We start from the raw sequence: 17,635 nt of genomic DNA on the forward strand, positions 1-17,635 counted from the left end.
TCACGACCCTCTTTTTTTATTTACGAATTAATTCAAAAACCTTTAATCAGAAAAAATAAAATCATTTCCTGAGAAATCCAACACCTCTGAATTTGATCCATACCGAACAATTTCATCGATTCCTTTTTGCAAACGCAACGAAGTGGTATATTTTCTACTTGTAGCAAAATGATTCCCTTCCAGCATTAATTTAAAATAAAATTTCCCGCCGGAAGATTTAAACTTTAAAAAGTCAGCGGTTTCAATTGTCGCTTTAAACTTTTCAATATCTTCTTCGCACTCAAACTTGAGCTCATAACTTAAACTCGTAAAAACAACTTTCCCTTTTCTGGAAGTAAAAACAAATTTATACTCATCATTATACCTTTTACTAATTACAAAAGCGCCCATTGTTTATTAAATAACAAAAATTAAAATTACAAATCACAAAAAAAAGTTGATATTGGTTTCGACAGATTTAGTTTTATACAAAAACCATAAAAACAAAAAAAGCCTCTTCAATTGAAGAGGCTTTAGTACTCAGAGCGGGACTTGAACCCGCACGAACATTGCTGTTCACTGGATTTTAAGTCCAGCGTGTCTACCAATTTCACCATCCGAGCATTATGTGGTGTGGAGCGAAAAACGGGGCTCGAACCCGCGACCTCGACCTTGGCAAGGTCGCGCTCTACCAACTGAGCTATTTTCGCATTTTCAATTCTTAGAAAGAACCGCGATACTTGTTCTGTATTGCGGATGCAAATTTAGGACATTTATTGAATTATACAAGCCTTTTTCATAAAAAAATCACACATCAGAGTTAACATTCTGATAACGTAATCTTTAAAATAAAATAAATTATTTTCTGGTCAACATTCTTTTAATTTCATTGAGTTTCATCAACGCTTCCATAGGCGTAATGGTATTTATATCCAGACTTATAATCTCCTCTTTGATTTCTTCCAATAGAGGATCATCCAGATTAAAGAAACTCATTTGCATTTCATCTTTTGCAGCTTTAATTCCGTTCAGTGCATCGCTGGAATGATTCTTTTCTAATTTCTTTAAAAGCTTTTGCGCTTTCAAAATTACAATTTGAGGCATTCCGGCCATTTTTGCCACATGTATTCCAAAACTATGCGCACTTCCTCCTTTTACTAATTTTCGAATAAAAAGCACCGTATCTTTCAATTCTTTGACGGCCACATTATAATTCTGAATTCTAGGTAATGATTCACTCATTTCATTCAACTCGTGGTAATGCGTTGCAAATAATGTCTTCGGTTGCGAAGGATGTTCATGCAAAAATTCCGCAATTGCCCATGCAATGGAAATCCCATCATAGGTGCTCGTTCCTCTTCCAATTTCATCCAAAAGCACTAAACTTCTATCGGAAATATTATTCAAGATAGAAGCCGTTTCATTCATTTCGACCATAAAAGTAGATTCGCCCATCGAAATATTATCGCTGGCTCCTACTCTAGTAAATATTTTATCTACAATTCCCATTCTCACGCTGTCTGCAGGGACAAAACTCCCCATTTGAGACAAGAGTACAATCAGCGCCGTTTGACGCAAAATAGCCGACTTTCCAGACATATTTGGACCCGTAATCATAATCAACTGCTGTGTTTCTCTATCCAAGAAAACATCATTGGCTATGTAAGGCATACCAACAGGCAATTGTTTTTCGATAACAGGATGCCTTCCGTTTTTGATTTCCAGTTCGAATGTTTCGTCTAGTTCCGGACAGATGTATTTATTTTCGATAGCCAATTGCGTAAAAGAACACAAACAATCGAGTTGCGCCACTAAATTAGCATTCATTTGAACCGGCTTGATATAAGTGGCAATCCAACTCACTAATTGTTCAAATAATTCTACTTCTATTTTATGGATTTTCTCTTCTGCACCAAGGATTTTAGTTTCATATTCTTTTAATTCCTCCGTAATATAACGCTCTGCATTAACCAAAGTTTGCTTTCGAATCCATTCCGCAGGAACTTTATCCTTGTGCATATTCCTAACTTCGATGTAATATCCAAAAACGTTATTAAAGGATATTTTCAATGATGAAATTCCCGTCAGTTGTGATTCTCTTTTTTCAATTCCTTCCAAGAATTCCTTACCAGAAGTTGATATCGCGCGTAAATCATCTAACTCAGCATTGATTCCTTTGGCAATAGCATTTCCTTTGGCAATAGCCACAGGCGCATCTTGATTCAAAACGGTTTTTATTTTTTCACGCAATAATTCACAACTGTGCAAACTATCGCCGATTACTTTCACTGCTTCTTGCGGACTTTCTAACGCCAAGGTTTTTATCGGAATAATAGCATCCAATGATTCTTTCAGATAAACCACTTCGCGAGGCGATACTTTCCCGGCTGCAATTTTTGAAATCAAACGTTCCAAGTCGGAAATTTGCTTGATTTGATTCTGAATATTTTTCAGCACACCCTGATTTTCTTTTAAATAAGAAACCACTTGGTGACGGCTTTTTATTTTAGCACTGTCTTTCAACGGCAATGCCAACCATCTTTTTAACAAACGACCACCCATTGGCGAAAGCGTTTTATCAATAACATCCAGAAGAGTCACCGCGTTTGGATTGTAACTGTGATACAATTCCAGATTGCGAATGGTAAATCTATCCATCCAGACATAAGCATCTTCGGCAATACGCTGAATCGCCGTTATATGCTGTACTTTATTGTGTTGTGTTTCGGATAAATAATACAAAATAGCTCCCGAAGCAATGATTCCTTCTTTCAATTCTTCGATTCCAAATCCTTTCAAAGAAACCGTCTGAAAATGCTTGGTTAAGGTTTCGAATGCGTAATCTTCTTTGTAAATCCAATCTTCCAGATAAAAGCTATGATAATCCTCTCCGAAAATCTCACGGAAATCATTTTTATTATTTTTTGGAATCAGAACCTCACTTGGATTAAAATTCTGCAACAGTTTATCAATATATTCTGCATTGCCTTGCGCCGTTAAAAACTCTCCTGTAGAAACATCCAAAAATGAAATTCCTATGGATTTATTAGCAAAGAAAATGGATGCTAGAAAGTTATTCGTTTTTGATTGTAAAACCTCATCATTCATGGAAACACCAGGAGTTACAAGTTCAGTAACACCGCGTTTTACAATAGTCTTAGTCATTTTTGGATCTTCTAGCTGGTCACAAATTGCTACACGAAGTCCTGCTTTGACTAATTTTGGTAAATATGTATTCAAGGAATGATGTGGAAAACCAGCCAGTGCCGTTTCAGTTTCAGAACCTGCTCCACGCTTCGTTAAGACAATTCCTAATATTTTTGAAGCACGAACTGCGTCCTCTCCAAATGTCTCATAAAAATCTCCAACGCGAAATAAAAGACAAGCATCAGGATACTTTCTTTTTATCTCATTGTATTGCTTCATTAACGGAGTTTCCTTAACTACTTTATCTTTAGATGCCAATTGTATTTATGTTTAAAAAATGAAAAAATATCAGCGAATTTATATATTTTAAAACAAATAAATAAGGAGTTCAAAAAATTAAACTATTTTAAGAAAGATTTAAGGCATAATTTCTATTTTTTATTTAGATTTGTAAATACTTTTAAATTGAAATAGATATGAAAAAAATAATTACCCTAGCTATGCTAGTTGTTTTAGGAGTTGCTACTTCTACTGCACAAGAAACTTCAAAAAAATTGAAAGCAACTACTGCTAAAGTTGCTGCAAAAGTAAATGGTGCAGGAATGGTTTTCGTAAGTGAAACTATTGACTACGGTACAGTTGCCTATAACTCTGATGGTAAACGCGAATTTGTTTTTACAAATAACGGTAACAAACCTTTAATCATTACTAATGCTCAAGGATCTTGTGGTTGCACAGTTCCTACTTATCCTAAAGAGCCAATTGCTCCAGGAGCAAAAGGAGTTATTGGAGTAAAATATGACACTTCAAGAGGTGGTCAAGCTTTTACTAAAACAGTAACATTGACAACTAATGCTGTTGTTCCTACCAAAACACTTACAATAAAAGGAAATGTTTTAGCTGCTCCTGCTGCAAAAAGCTAAATTTTAACTTAATAGACAAAAAAGCTTCCATTAACTTCGGAAGCTTTTTTTTTGAATAATTTACAAAATATGAGAAAGCTAGAAAACAGCGAACTGGATCGAAAATCTATTGAAGCATTCAAACAATCTGAAAAAACACCGCTTATTTTAGTATTAGATGACATCCGTAGTTTGCATAATATTGGCTCCGTATTTAGAACAGCAGATGCGTTTCTAATTGAAAAAATATATTTATGCGGTATTACCGCCACTCCACCAAACAAAGAAATTCACAAAACAGCACTTGGCGCAACCGAAACAGTAACTTGGGAACATCATGAAAATGTTCTTGCCGTTATTGAAAAATTAAAAGCCGAAAATGTAATGACGCTTGCAATAGAACAGGTAGAAAGTGCCATTTTTCTTCAAAATTTTGAAGTTCAAAAGGGAGAAAAATATGCTTTAGTTTTTGGAAACGAAGTATATGGTGTTTCACAAGAAGCCGTTGCATTATGCGATGGTTGTATTGAAATCCCACAATTAGGCACCAAACATTCTTTGAATATATCCGTGAGTGCAGGAATTGTAGTTTGGGATTTATTTCAAAAACTGAACTGGCCAAAATGATTTTTTTAATAAAATTAAGAATTAAGTAATACTTTTATCATATGAGAATTTATAACTTTTTGAAATTATCTTTAGTTTTTTTATCGCTCGTTCCAATGGCTGAATGTTCCGCCACTTCCTTTTATTCGATAAAGAAAAATACTGCTATAATCTCAAAAGGCCCGATAAATCCATCATCTCTTAATTTTATTACAAGTCCAAATCCATTATCTATTGCAGATAATGCGCCACGAATTACAGCAACAGGAAATCAAAGCTACTGCCCCGGAACTTCATTAAAAATTGTAACCGATGTAAGCATCACTAACTCTGATATTACAGATACAGGCACAGAGGCTATTTACATTCAGATTTCTTCGGGTTATATAAATGGGCAGGATTTAATACAATTAGCTAATCCTACATTACACCCAACAATTATTTCTAGTTGGGATGCTCCCTCAGGAAAATTAAAATTATCCAGCCCTACCGGAGCAGATATTTTATACAGCGACTTTGTAAAAGCAATAAAAGACATTGAATTTAGCAATTCATCCGCTTCTCCCTCAGGGATTCGAAATTTCTCAATCACCATAGGACAAGCAAATTATTTACCCAGAAACGGGCATTATTATCTATATTTTCCAAACCTTGGAATTAACTGGACTGCGGCCAAAACTGCAGCCGAGACAAGTACTTATTATGGATTGCAAGGCTACTTAGCCACAATCACAGCAGCTGATGAAGCAAAAATATCTGGAGAACAAGCCGCAGGTGCCGGATGGATTGGCGGAAGTGATGCCGAAACAGAAGGTGTTTGGAAATGGGTAACAGGTCCAGAAAACGGTACTGTTTTTTGGAATGGAGCCGTAAATGGATCAAGCCCTAATTTTGCTTTTTGGAATTCAAACGAACCAAACAATCTTAATAATGAAGACTATGCACATATCACAGCTCCAGGTATTGGAACACTAGGATCATGGAATGATATGCAGTTGAATGGCGATCCAACTGGAAACTACCAACCCAAAGGATATATTGTAGAATATGGGGGAATGCCTGGAGATCCAACACTTGAAATTGCAACTAGTACAACCATAACAATATTACAAATAACAGGAACAACTCCAGCTTCAAGATGTGATTCAGGCACCGTAACACTTCAAGCAACCGCTTCTAACGGAACCGTAAACTGGTACGACACCAACAGTGGAGGAACTTTATTAGCAACTGGCAACACTTATACAACACCATTTTTAACAACCACAACAACTTATTATGTAGATGCCGGATGTGCAACATCTAGAACAGCAGTTACAGCCACTATAAATACAATCCCTACTATTACGGCTACCAATTCTCCTGTTTCCAGATGTGGAGCAGGAACTGTAACGCTAGAAGCAACAGTTTCAACCGGAAGCATAAACTGGTATTCAACTCTAACCGGAAGCACTATCATAGGGACCGGAACAAGCCTGACTATCCCAAATGTTACTCAAAACACAACCTATTATGCAGAAGCCATCAATAACGGATGCAGTAATGGGAACAGAGTTTCGGTTGAAGTTACTATTTACAACCCACCAGTTGTTACGGATCAAGAATTAACATTATGCAAATCCAGCACTCTTACCCTTGATGCACAAATCCCTAATATGAGGTATCTATGGTCAACTGGAGAAACGACCGCAACAATTACCGTTGCTACTTCTGGTATTTACACCGTTGATGTAACAAGTCCCACGCCTCAAAATTGTACTAGCAGAAAAAAAATTACTGTTATCGAACATACTATTCCTGAAATAGACCGCATTGATGTAAACGGAACTACAGTCGTGATTTATTTATTAAAATCAGAGGACTATTTTGAATATTCTGTTGACGGAATCAATTATCAAAGTTCGAACGTGTTTTTCAATGTACCTAGCGGCTTGCAAACGGCGTATGTAAGAGAAGTTAATTCTTGCGGGGCAGACAGTGAAACATTTGTAATTTTAATCGCTCCAAAATTCTTTACCCCAAACAACGACTCTTATAATGACGTATGGGAAATAAAAGGATTAATTAATTATCCTGAAGCAGAGGTAACCATTTTTGATCGGTATGGAAAACTGATTACTAAACTAAGCGCAACCAACCAATCATGGAATGGAACATTTAACAAAAATCTGATGCCTGCTTCCGATTATTGGTATGTCTTGAAAATTGACAACACAAGACCTGTAATGAAAGGACATTTTTCTCTAAAAAGATAATCGAAAACTAATATAATAATTCAGAAAAGCAGTAATCTATTACTGATTAATCTTCTTCTGTATTTCTTCCAAAATATAGAGATAATCTTCTTGATTTTTTACAAAATCTTTATCTGAAACATCAATGATGAGAACATTCAAATCGGTTTGGGATTTAATATAATCCAAATAACCGCTATTGATTTTATCCAAATATTCAGCCGGTATTTTTTGTTCGTAGCTTCTGCCTCGTTTCTTTATATTTTGCAACAGCCTTTCTGAATTTTGATACAAATAAATGTACAAATCCGGTTTTGGCATTTCTCTGTAAATGATATCAAAGAGATTGCGATACAAACGATATTCATCTTCAGCCAGTGTGATTTTGGCAAAAATCAAAGATTTAAAAATATGATAATCAGCAACTAGAAAGTCTTTGAACAAATCAAACTGCGCTAAATCATCTGATAATTGTTGGTATCTATCAGCCAAAAACGACATTTCAAGCGGAAATGCATATCGGTTTTGATCTTTATAAAATTTGGGTAAAAAAGGATTATCAGCAAAACGTTCTAATACTGTTTTTGCATTAAAATCCTCAGAAATTTTCATGGCCAAAGTGGTTTTTCCCGCTCCGATATTCCCTTCAAAAGCAACATAATTAAATTGCTCCAAAGAAATATTTCGCAAAGGATTGACCAAATTCTGAACGACTGTACAAACACTGTCATCTGGCGACACTGACAATAATTCTGAAATATTTTTTTGAAGAATGGGATGTTCCCAATCTAAATTCAAATCCTGAATGGGTAACAAAACAAAATTTCTGTTTTGCATCAAAGGATGTGGAATCTGCAGTTTTTCGGTAGTAATAGTTTCTGAATCGAAAGCAATCAAATCAATATCAATCGTGCGTGATTGGTATTCTTGAGTTTTGTTTCGCAAACGACCCAATCGTTTTTCGATTTTTAAAACCTGAGTCAGAATTTTATGTGCAGAGGAAAAAGTATGCAAAACCAAAGCGCAATTATAAAAAGCATCACTTTCAAAACCCCAGGCCGGAGTTTCATATAATCTGGAAACTTTGATTACAGTACCAATTTCTTGATGTATCAACTCCAAGCAACGCTCGATATTTTCCAAACGATTGCCTTGATTACTGCCTATAGATAAAATGACCTGATGTTGTGATTTCATAATTAGGTGCAAATTAACTAAAAGAATTTTAGAATTAGCAATATATTTGTATCCTGTGTTGATAATTAAACTCGGAAATACGAAACAATTGTTTGTAACATTTCTATCTTTTTTGCGACATATTAAAAAAATATAATTATGAGATTTTTAGGAAATGTATTGGCGACCATTATAGGTATTTTTGTTTTTTTCATGTTGTTCTTTTTTGGAATCATCCTCATCGGAGCTATTTTTGGTGGTGAATCTGAAGGCGTTACGGTGAAAAACAATTCTGTTATTGAATTGAATTTGGAAGACATCAGAAACGATTATGCCGGAAAATATAAAGATCCTTGGGTAACGATTTTTTCAGAAAACAAAAAAGTAGGTTTATCAGACATTATCAATGCCATTGAAGAAGCAAAAACGGATACCGACATTAAAGGTATTTCTATTCTAAACAACGATTCCTCACTGGGAATGGCACAAAGCAAGGCATTGAGAGATGCTTTGGAAAGCTTTAAAAAGTCAGGGAAATTTGTCATGGCTTATGCCAATTCGTATTCACAAAAAGAATATTACCTAAATTCTGTTGCCAGTCCAATTTACTTAAATCCGGTTGGAGATATGGATTTCAAAGGTCTTTCTGCTGAACTTATGTTTTTTAAAGATTTTCAGGAAAAATCAGGGTTGAAAATGGAAGTAATCCGTCACGGAAAATACAAAAGTGCTGTTGAGCCATTTTTAGAAAATAAAATGAGTGATGCCAACAGAGAACAAACTACTGCATTATTAAATTCAGTTTGGAATTCTATTACTGCTGACATTTCTAAAAGCCGAAATATATCTGTAGCTAAATTGAATGAAATTGCCAATGGACTTCTTGCTCGAACTCCAGAAATGGCAAAATCACAAAAATTAGTTGACATTATTGCCTATGAAGATGTGTATCACAATGCCATCCGAAAAGCACTTAAAGTAGCCAATGACGAAGATTACAATAAAGTATCTGTTGTAGATTATGCTCAAAAAATCGCTACAACTTCACAAAATTTTGACAGTAATGACGAAATCGCCATTATTTATGCCCAAGGAGAAATTATGGGTGGTGAAGGCGATGTGAACGTTATTGGCGAAGGTTCTATGCGTCGTTCCTTTCAAGAGGCTCGAAAAAACAAAAATGTAAAAGCCATTGTACTTCGAATTGATAGTCCAGGCGGAAGTGCTTTGACTTCTGATTTAATTTGGAGAGAAATTGAATTGACTAAAAAAGTAAAACCAGTAGTTGTTTCTATGGGGAATTACGCTGCTTCTGGCGGGTATTACATTGCGTGTAACGCCAACACCATTTTTGCTGAAGAAAACACAATTACGGGTTCTATCGGTGTTTTTGGAATATTACCTAATTTTACACCATTGGCAACTAAAATTGGAATTCATACCGAGCAAGTTAAAACACATCAAAACTCAGCAAATTACAGTCCTTTTGTACCAATCGATGAAAATTTCAAAGCAGTTACCTTAGAAGGTGTTGAACACATTTACAAAACATTTGTTACACATGTAGCACAAGGTCGCAAAATGACATTTGCACAAGTAGATGCCATTGCACAAGGAAGAGTTTGGACCGGTTCCGAAGCATTGAAAATTGGACTTGTAGATAAAATTGGAGGTTTAGATGATGCTATTGCAAAAGCGGCTTCTTTGGCAAAAATAAAAAGCTACAGTACCCAAAATTACCCGGAATACGAGAAAAACTTCGATGATCTTTTAGCTAATCTTCCTTTTGCAAAATCTAAAGAAGACTTTATAAAAGAAGAAATAGGTGAAGAAAATTATAGAATCATGCAACAAATAAAAAAATTGCAAGCACAGAAAGGAGTTCAGGCCCTAATGCCTTTTGAAATTAATATTCATTAAAATTTTATAACTCATTAAAAAATCCGTTTTAGAAATTACTAAAACGGATTTTTTTATACCATAAAGTTAAATTATTGTTTATAAAAAACATCAAAAAAATCACTCTGTCCTAAAAATACTATTTTTGTAAAAGAACAGAAGGCATTATTTTTGTTACACTAATAGAATCTAAAGAAATAAATTATGGTAAAGAAAGTTTTAAAAATCATTGGAATTCTGATTATCCTGCTCGTCGTGACTTTATTTGCTGCGCCTTATCTATTTAAAGATCAAATAAAAGCTAAAATTTCTGAAGCCATAAATGCCAAAGTAGATGCCAAAGTCTCTTTTGCAGAAGCAGATTTAAGCTTATTCAAAAATTTTCCAAATGCGAATGTGACATTGGAAAAATTAGTCATTATAAACAAAGCTCCTTTTGAAGGTGACACATTGATTTCATTAGGTGAATTAAATTTAAAAATGTCTATCAAAGAACTTTTTAAAGGTAAAGACGAAGCGATGTCTATTGACGGAATCACTTCGAAAAATGGATTAATCAATATCATTTTTAATAAAGACGGAATCGGGAATTACGACATTGCATTGAAAGATGACAAAGCCAAAGACGATGGAAAAAGCAGTCCGTTATCCTTAAAAATCCAAGAGTATAAAATCGAGAATTTCAAGTTTCGCTATTTTGACGAAAGTTCAAAAATAAAAATGGTAATCGACAGTCTAAACCATGAAGGAACAGGAGATTTTGCAGCCCAAAAATTAGATTTGGTTACCAAATCAACTGCAAAAGTATCGCTGGACATGGACAAAGTCAATTACATGAATAATGTCGCCTTGACGCTGGACGCGGTTTTGGGAATCGATTTAGAAAAAAGCAAATACACCTTCAAAGAAAATAAAGCATTAATCAATCAGTTGCCGCTGGAATTTGATGGTTTTATTCAAATGGTGGAAACGGGCCAACAATATGATTTGAAATTTAAAACCCCAACTTCATCTTTCAAAAATTTCTTGGGAATTATTCCCGCAGCGTATGCATCGAGTTTGGACAACGTAAAAACCACCGGAGATTTTACTGTAGTGGGTTTTGCAAAAGGCTTGTATTCAGACACGACAGTGCCAAAATTTAATATTGAAATTGCTTCCAATAACGCTTCTTTTCAATATCCTAATTTACCAAAATCAGTTCAAAACATCGTTATTGACACTAAAATTATAAATGAAACAGGAATTCTGAACGACACTTATGTCAACTTGGATAAGCTCTCTTTCAAAATTGACCAAGATGTTTTTAATGCCAAAGCCAACATTAGAAACATAACACAAAATGCAATAGTTGATGCCGCTTTAAAAGGAACTATAAATTTAGCCAACCTTTCGAAAGCCTATCCTATAAAGCTTGATAAGCCATTGTCAGGGATTTTAAAGGCCGATGTGACAACGAAATTTGACATGCAATCTGTAGAAAAAAGTCAGTATCAAAACATCAATAATGCAGGAACCATGAGTTTATCCGGTTTCAACTATGTGGATGAAAACGGTAAAACAATGAATATTAGCAATGCTTTGGTACAATTTAATCCTAGTCAGGTCAATTTGAAAGAACTGAACGCGACTACAGGAAAAAGCGACATTAGTGTAACGGGAATTTTAGAGAATTTTTACGGGTTTATCTTTAGAAATCAAGAATTGAAAGGAAACTTCAACATGAATTCTAAACAATTGGCCGTTGATGATTTTATGACAACCGGTGAAACCACTAAAACGGCAACTAAAAAAGCAGAAGCTATGAAGATTCCTGCTTTCTTAAATTGTACGCTGACCGCAAAAGCGACTACGGTTTTATATGATAATTTGACCCTGAAAGATGTATCGGGAAAACTGATTGTGAAAGACGAAAAAGTAACTTTAGAAAATGTAAAAACTTCTATTTTCGGAGGAACAATTGGCGTGAATGGAGCTGTTTCCACAAAAGGAAAAACACCAGTCTTCAATATGGATTTAAAATTAAATCAAGTCGATATCGCACAGTCGTTTACCCAACTGGACATGCTGAAAAAAATCGCTCCAATTGCCGGAATCATCAACGGAAAATTAAATTCAAGTATCAAATTGAACGGAAATCTTGATGCAACAGAACTGACTCCTGACTTGAAAACGCTTACCGGAGATTTATTGGGGCAATTGCTTTCTACGACAGTAAACTCAACTAATTCCACTTTACTGACTGCATTAGGTTCTAACTTGAAATTCATTGATGTGAGTAAAATCAATTTGAATGATTTGAAAGCGGCAGTTACGTTCAAAGATGGGAAAGTAAATGTAAAACCATTTGATATTAAGTACAAAGACATCAAAGCCACTATTGGAGGAACGCATGGTTTTGACCAAAGCATGAATTACAATTTAAAATTTGATGTTCCTGCAAAATATTTGGGTTCAGAAGCTAATGCGCTAATTGCAAAATTATCTCCTGCGGATGCTGCTAAAGTGCAAAGCATTCCTATAAATGCGATATTAGTTGGGAATTTCACGAATCCAAAAATCACAACTGACATCAACAGTGCTGTAACCAAATTGACGACTCAATTAGTAAACCAACAAAAAGACAGATTGGTGAAACAAGGAACTTCGGCTTTGACAGATTTCATTAATAAAAACAAGAAACCGGGAGATACTACTAAAACGGCGACTCCTACAACTCCTGCAACTAAGGAAGAGGTAAAAACTAAGGCTAAAGATTTATTAAATGGATTTTTAAATAAAAAGAAAAAAGCAGAAGAGCCTAAAGTGCAACAAGAATAATTTAAATTAAAATAAAGGCTTTACTAAATGTGTTATAAAAACAACTTCTATTTACAATTAAACCATTAAGAAATTAAGAAAAATTAAGCCTTAAATCTTAATGAAACTTAATTTCTTAATGGTTAAAAAAAATTACAAAAAAGCCAGTAGAATCAAAATGGTAGATTTTATACATTCTAAAAAGCAGGAATTTCTAACTTGATATTCCTGCTTTTTTATTTAATTTTATACATTAATCTGTACCACATATCCTTCTGAACCGCGGATATTGAAAACTGTTCCGTCTTCAAAAAGTAAATATTGCCCTTTTATTCCGGTGAGCTTTCCTTGAAATTGTGGTTTTTTATCCAAGCTCAAACTGTTTACTTTATTTGGATACTGTAAAACGGGATAATGCATCTCGTACAAATCATTTTTCTGCGAATAAAAGTATTCCTGAACTTCTGCTGGAATCAAATTTTCTACTTTCAATCGTTCCGCAACCAAATCAATTTGCTCCACATTGTTGGTCAACATTTTTCTCCAATTGGTTTTATCGGCATAATGATTTTTCAGCGCCACCTCGGTAATTCCAGCTAAATATCGGTTAGGAACTTCCACAATTGAAATGGCTTGGGTTGCGCCTTGATCAATCCATCGTGTTGGCATCTGTGTTTTTCTGGTCACTCCTACTTTGACTTCGCTCGACAAAGCCAAATATACAATATGCGGTTGCAATTGTACTTTTTCTTCATACGCTAAATCCCTGTCTTGAATCCCAAGATGAGCCGTACTTAACTCCGGTTTCATAATCCAATCCCCAACAGCCGCACTAGAATAGAAGCAATCATAACAAAATCCCTGACGGAATATTTTTTTCTTCTTGCCACAATTCAAACATTGGTATCCCACAAAATTGATTTCGAGTTCTTTATTCAGCAACTGATTCACATTCAAAAAACTATTCTCAAACACCAAATAATATTGAATCGGATTTCCAAATTCCGTTTGCATTTTTGTAAGTACACCTTCGTATGTCATTGCGATTTTAGATTGTTGATTAACGATTTATGATTTTAGAATCCGATTATTAGAAGCCCATTTCTGAGTTAAAATCTTTACTATAATATAGAATTGTTTTTTATAAAAAAACACTATTTTTGATACTTTGACAAAGTTAGTATTTGTCAATCGATATTCAAATCTTAAATTTCAACCTTTTTACAATAGAAAAAAATCTGAAATTTAAAATCGTTAATCAACAATCTGAAATCTATATGCCTCTAACCATAATCAATTCGTTTGCCTCTTGGGTTCTAAAACAAAGAATCCATCAGATTGAACTTTTCCTAAAATACCCGAATGAGGTTCAGGAAGAATTGCTTATGAATTTAATTCAGTCATCAAAAAACACTGCATTAGGCAAAGAATATGAGTATGCTTCGATACATTCCTATGCGACTTTTGCCGAAAGAATTCCTATTTCGACCTACGAAGAATTACAGCCGTTGATTGAAAGAACCCGCAAAGGAGAGCAAAATGTTTTTTGGGAAACACCTATAAAATGGTTTGCCAAATCAAGCGGAACAACCAATGCCAAAAGTAAATTTATTCCAGTGAGCAATGAAGCGTTGGAAGATTGTCATTATAAAGGAAGTAAAGATTTGTTGTGCTTGTATTTAAACAACAACGAAGATTCAGAACTGTTTCTTGGAAAAAGCCTGCGTCTTGGCGGAAGTTCCCAAATCTATGAAGACAACAATACGTTCTTTGGGGATTTATCCGCAATACTAATCGAAAACATGCCTATTTGGGCGGAGTTCAGCAGTACGCCAAGCAACAAAATTTCTTTGATGAGCGAATGGGAAACTAAAATTGCTGCGATTATAAACGAAACAAAAAATGAAAATGTAACCAGTTTTGCCGGAGTTCCTTCCTGGATGTTGGTTTTAATGAATAAAATGCTGGAAGAAACCGGAAAGGGAAATTTATTTGAACTTTGGCCTAATTTGGAAGTCTACTTTCACGGAGGTGTAAATTTTGAACCCTACCGAGACCAATACAAAAAAATACTCCCGAAAAAAGATTTTAAATATTACGAAATATACAATGCCTCCGAAGGCTTTTTTGCCATTCAGGATTTAAATTATTCCAGTGATTTATTATTAATGCTGGATTATGGAATTTTCTATGAATTTATTCCAATGGATACTTTTGGGACACCGGAACAAAAAGTAATTCGTTTGGCCGATGTGGAACTGTTCAAAAATTATGCTTTGGTGATTACAACCAATTCCGGTTTGTGGCGCTATTTGATTGGCGACACCGTTCGTTTTACATCATTGAATCCATACCGAATTCGGGTAACGGGAAGAACCAAGCATCACATCAATGTTTTTGGAGAAGAATTGATGGTCGAAAATACAGATCAAGCTATTGCCAAAGCGTGTAAAATGACCCAAATGGAAGTAGTTGATTACACTGTTGCGCCTATATTTATGGAAGGCAAAGAAAAAGGCGCCCATGAATGGATGATTGAATTCAAAGACAATCCAGCGGACGTATCTCAATTCCAGAAAGCATTGGATGAATCCATACAATCTTTAAATTCAGATTACGAAGCAAAACGCTACAACAACATGACGCTAAACCCGTTAGTAATAAATGTAGCCCGGAAAAATTTGTTTTATGATTGGTTAAAAGACAAAGACAAACTGGGCGGACAACATAAAATTCCAAGATTATCCAACCAAAGAGATTACTTGGAACAACTGAAAACCATGCAGTTTCAAACCGTATAAAAAATAAGAAGATGAAAAATACCTTCTACATCTTGATTACACTTTTTTTGTTGAGTTCCTGCGGACCGCACAGAATGAGTTGTGGCGCCAGAGGAATTTGCAAATCTCCCGAAAAACAAACACAGGAAAAACCTGAAAAAGGGTTTACCGTTAAAGCATAAAAAAGGCTGTCCGAAAATTACTTTTTGGACAGCCTTTTTTTATAATTATTGGAATCTTTTATTCCTCCTCCATCATATCAATATGTCTGTCGTGGTATCCTAACAGGTATAAAACACCATCGAGGCCTAAACTGGAAATAGAACTTTCTGCTTTTTCTTTTACCGTAGGTTTGGCATGAAAAGCAATTCCTAAACCTGCTAAATTCAACATTGGTAAATCATTGGCTCCATCACCCACAGCAATAGTTTGATTGATGTGAATGCCTTCTTTTAGCGCTATGGCTTTTAGATATTCTGCTTTCTTTTTACCATCGACAATTTCGCCTATATAGTTGCCCGTCAATTTACCGTCTTTAATTTCCAATTCATTGGCGTGAACGTAATCAATTCCTAGTTCTTTTTGCAAATAATGACCAAAATAGGTAAATCCTCCTGATAAAATAGCCGTTTTATAGCCGTAATATTTCAAGGCCTTCATCAAGCGATGCGCTCCTTTTGTTATAGGCAAATTTTCAGCAACGCTTTGCAGTACCTCTTCACTCAAACCTTCTAACAAAGCCATACGTTGTTTGAAGCTTTCGCTAAAATCAATTTCGCCATTCATCGCTGCTTCCGTGATGGCTTTTACTTGCTCACCCACACCGGCTAACTCAGCCAATTCATCAATTACTTCCGTTTGTATCAAGGTCGAATCCATATCAAAACACACCAAACGCCTGTTTCTTCTGTACATATTGTCTTCTTGAAAAGAAATATCCACATCCAATGTTCTGGAAATCTCCATAAAACTAGCCGTCATGAACGTTTTATCTACAATCGTTCCTGTTACCGATAATTGTATGCATGAACGGGGAAACTCTTCTTTATCAATGATAGAAACCCTACCCGTTAATCTTTTGATAGCGTCAATATTTAAATTTTGGTTGGACAAAATTCTAGTCACTGCCGCTAATTGTACCGCTGTTAATGTTTCTCCCAAAACATTGATGATATAGCGCTGTTTGCGTTGTGCTTTTACCCAAATTTCGTAATCAGCAATAGAAATCGGAATAAACTTAACTTTAACACCTAATTCATAGGCTTTAAACAATAAATCTTTTAAAACAGGTCCAGAAGAGGACCCCGCTTTTATTTCAAATAAAATACCTAAAGATAGCGTATCATGAATATCTGCTTGTCCTATATCTAAAATAATGGCATCATAAGTCGCCAAGATGGATGTTAAACCAGCTGTTACCCCTGGTTTGTCCTGACCAGAAACTTTTAATAAAATAACCTCTATGTCTTGTACCTGCATTTTATAATTATTTGATTTAGAATGGACAAAAATCGTCAATCTGACGTTGATAAAAAAAAATAATGTTCCTTTTTTTGAACAATAACAAATAGTTTAAATTACCTATAAAAAAACCTGTCCAAATGAATGAACAGGTTTATTTTTATGAGAAAAACGCAATCCAAGAGTACGCCCGAATTTGTTTTAACGCTAATTATTTTTCATTTTCGTCAAAATTTACCATCCAATTGATTCCAAATTTATCAGCAAACATTCCAAAATAAGCACCCCAAAAGGTTTGATTCATTGGCATGGTAACCGTTCCTCCTGCCGAAAGTCCGTTAAACAATTTATCCGCTTCATCTTTACTCGCAGTATTAATTGAAAGTGAAATATTTTGTCCAAAAGCAACTTCGCCACTTGCCGAATTACTGTCGCTTCCCATCAGGATTGTCCCGTCACCGATAGGCAAAGTAACATGCATAATCTTATTGCCTTCCGCTTCAGAAAGCACAGGATTCCCTTCTGCCGACGGCATGTCTTTAAATTTTCCAATATAAGGGAATTCCCCACCAAATACTGATTTATAAAATAGAAATGCTTCTTCGCAGTTTCCATTAAAAACTAAGTACGGATTAATTGCTGCCATGATTGT

13 protein-coding genes and 2 tRNA genes are annotated in these 17,635 nt (G+C 35.0%); 7 read left to right on the plus strand and 8 right to left on the minus strand.

The features are described from left to right. Positions 1 to 42: 42 nt before the first annotated feature. The 4 genes from C8C87_RS12475 to mutS form a co-directional block, all read right to left on the minus strand. Positions 43 to 390, minus strand: coding sequence for a DUF1508 domain-containing protein (locus tag C8C87_RS12475; RefSeq protein ID WP_099714385.1), 348 nt, complete (start codon positions 388 to 390; stop codon positions 43 to 45). A 126-nt stretch (positions 391 to 516) separates the two neighbouring features. Next, positions 517 to 602, minus strand: a tRNA-Leu gene (locus tag C8C87_RS12480). 11 nt (positions 603 to 613) lie between these two features. Beyond that, positions 614 to 689 (minus strand) — tRNA-Gly (locus tag C8C87_RS12485). A gap of 148 nt (positions 690 to 837) precedes the next feature. Next, complete coding sequence (mutS, locus tag C8C87_RS12490; protein ID WP_199074762.1) at positions 838 to 3,444, minus strand: DNA mismatch repair protein MutS; 2,607 nt, start codon at positions 3,442 to 3,444, stop codon at positions 838 to 840. Positions 3,445 to 3,602: 158 nt separating this feature from the next. Between mutS and C8C87_RS12495 the strand changes: the two genes are divergently transcribed. From C8C87_RS12495 to C8C87_RS12505, 3 genes are all read left to right on the plus strand, one after another. Beyond that, positions 3,603 to 4,049 (plus strand): DUF1573 domain-containing protein, encoded by a 447-nt coding sequence (locus C8C87_RS12495; protein WP_099714384.1) that lies wholly within the window; start codon positions 3,603 to 3,605, stop codon positions 4,047 to 4,049. Positions 4,050 to 4,118: 69 nt separating this feature from the next. Next, a complete protein-coding gene (locus C8C87_RS12500; RefSeq protein ID WP_099714383.1) occupies positions 4,119 to 4,655 on the plus strand; it encodes an RNA methyltransferase in 537 nt (178 codons plus the stop codon). A gap of 41 nt (positions 4,656 to 4,696) precedes the next feature. Next, positions 4,697 to 6,889 (plus strand): T9SS type B sorting domain-containing protein, encoded by a 2,193-nt coding sequence (locus C8C87_RS12505; protein WP_121342818.1) that lies wholly within the window; start codon positions 4,697 to 4,699, stop codon positions 6,887 to 6,889. 39 nt (positions 6,890 to 6,928) lie between these two features. Here C8C87_RS12505 and folK read toward each other — a convergent pair whose 3' ends face one another. Further along, the gene (gene folK / locus C8C87_RS12510) at positions 6,929 to 8,065 is read right to left on the minus strand and encodes a 2-amino-4-hydroxy-6-hydroxymethyldihydropteridine diphosphokinase (RefSeq protein ID WP_121342819.1); all 1,137 of its coding nucleotides are present in this window, start codon (positions 8,063 to 8,065) and stop codon (positions 6,929 to 6,931) included. Positions 8,066 to 8,203: 138 nt separating this feature from the next. On the opposite strand from folK, the gene sppA reads away from it, so the two are divergent. After that, positions 8,204 to 9,964, plus strand: coding sequence for a signal peptide peptidase SppA (gene sppA / locus C8C87_RS12515; RefSeq protein ID WP_121342820.1), 1,761 nt, complete (start codon positions 8,204 to 8,206; stop codon positions 9,962 to 9,964). Positions 9,965 to 10,147: 183 nt separating this feature from the next. Then, positions 10,148 to 12,763, plus strand: a complete 2,616-nt coding sequence (locus C8C87_RS12520) for an AsmA-like C-terminal region-containing protein (protein WP_121342821.1) — start codon at positions 10,148 to 10,150, stop codon at positions 12,761 to 12,763. Between the two features lie 225 nt (positions 12,764 to 12,988). On the opposite strand, the gene C8C87_RS12525 is transcribed toward C8C87_RS12520, so the two are convergent. Further along, a complete protein-coding gene (locus tag C8C87_RS12525; protein WP_121342822.1) occupies positions 12,989 to 13,783 on the minus strand; it encodes a DUF2797 domain-containing protein in 795 nt (264 codons plus the stop codon). 236 nt (positions 13,784 to 14,019) lie between these two features. Between C8C87_RS12525 and C8C87_RS12530 the strand changes: the two genes are divergently transcribed. Both C8C87_RS12530 and C8C87_RS15815 read left to right on the plus strand, forming a co-directional pair. After that, a complete protein-coding gene (locus C8C87_RS12530) occupies positions 14,020 to 15,543 on the plus strand; it encodes a GH3 auxin-responsive promoter family protein (RefSeq protein WP_099716259.1) in 1,524 nt (507 codons plus the stop codon). A gap of 11 nt (positions 15,544 to 15,554) precedes the next feature. Then, positions 15,555 to 15,704 (plus strand): hypothetical protein, encoded by a 150-nt coding sequence (locus tag C8C87_RS15815; protein ID WP_158589747.1) that lies wholly within the window; start codon positions 15,555 to 15,557, stop codon positions 15,702 to 15,704. 58 nt (positions 15,705 to 15,762) lie between these two features. Here C8C87_RS15815 and serB read toward each other — a convergent pair whose 3' ends face one another. After that, a complete protein-coding gene (gene serB / locus C8C87_RS12535) occupies positions 15,763 to 17,001 on the minus strand; it encodes a phosphoserine phosphatase SerB (protein ID WP_121342823.1) in 1,239 nt (412 codons plus the stop codon). A gap of 193 nt (positions 17,002 to 17,194) precedes the next feature. Further along, the gene (locus C8C87_RS12540; protein ID WP_121342824.1) at positions 17,195 to 17,629 is read right to left on the minus strand and encodes a VOC family protein; all 435 of its coding nucleotides are present in this window, start codon (positions 17,627 to 17,629) and stop codon (positions 17,195 to 17,197) included. Positions 17,630 to 17,635 lie beyond the last annotated feature (6 nt).

This window comes from Flavobacterium sp. 120 (assembly GCF_003633605.1).
Classification (GTDB): Bacteria; Bacteroidota; Bacteroidia; order Flavobacteriales; family Flavobacteriaceae; genus Flavobacterium; species Flavobacterium algoritolerans.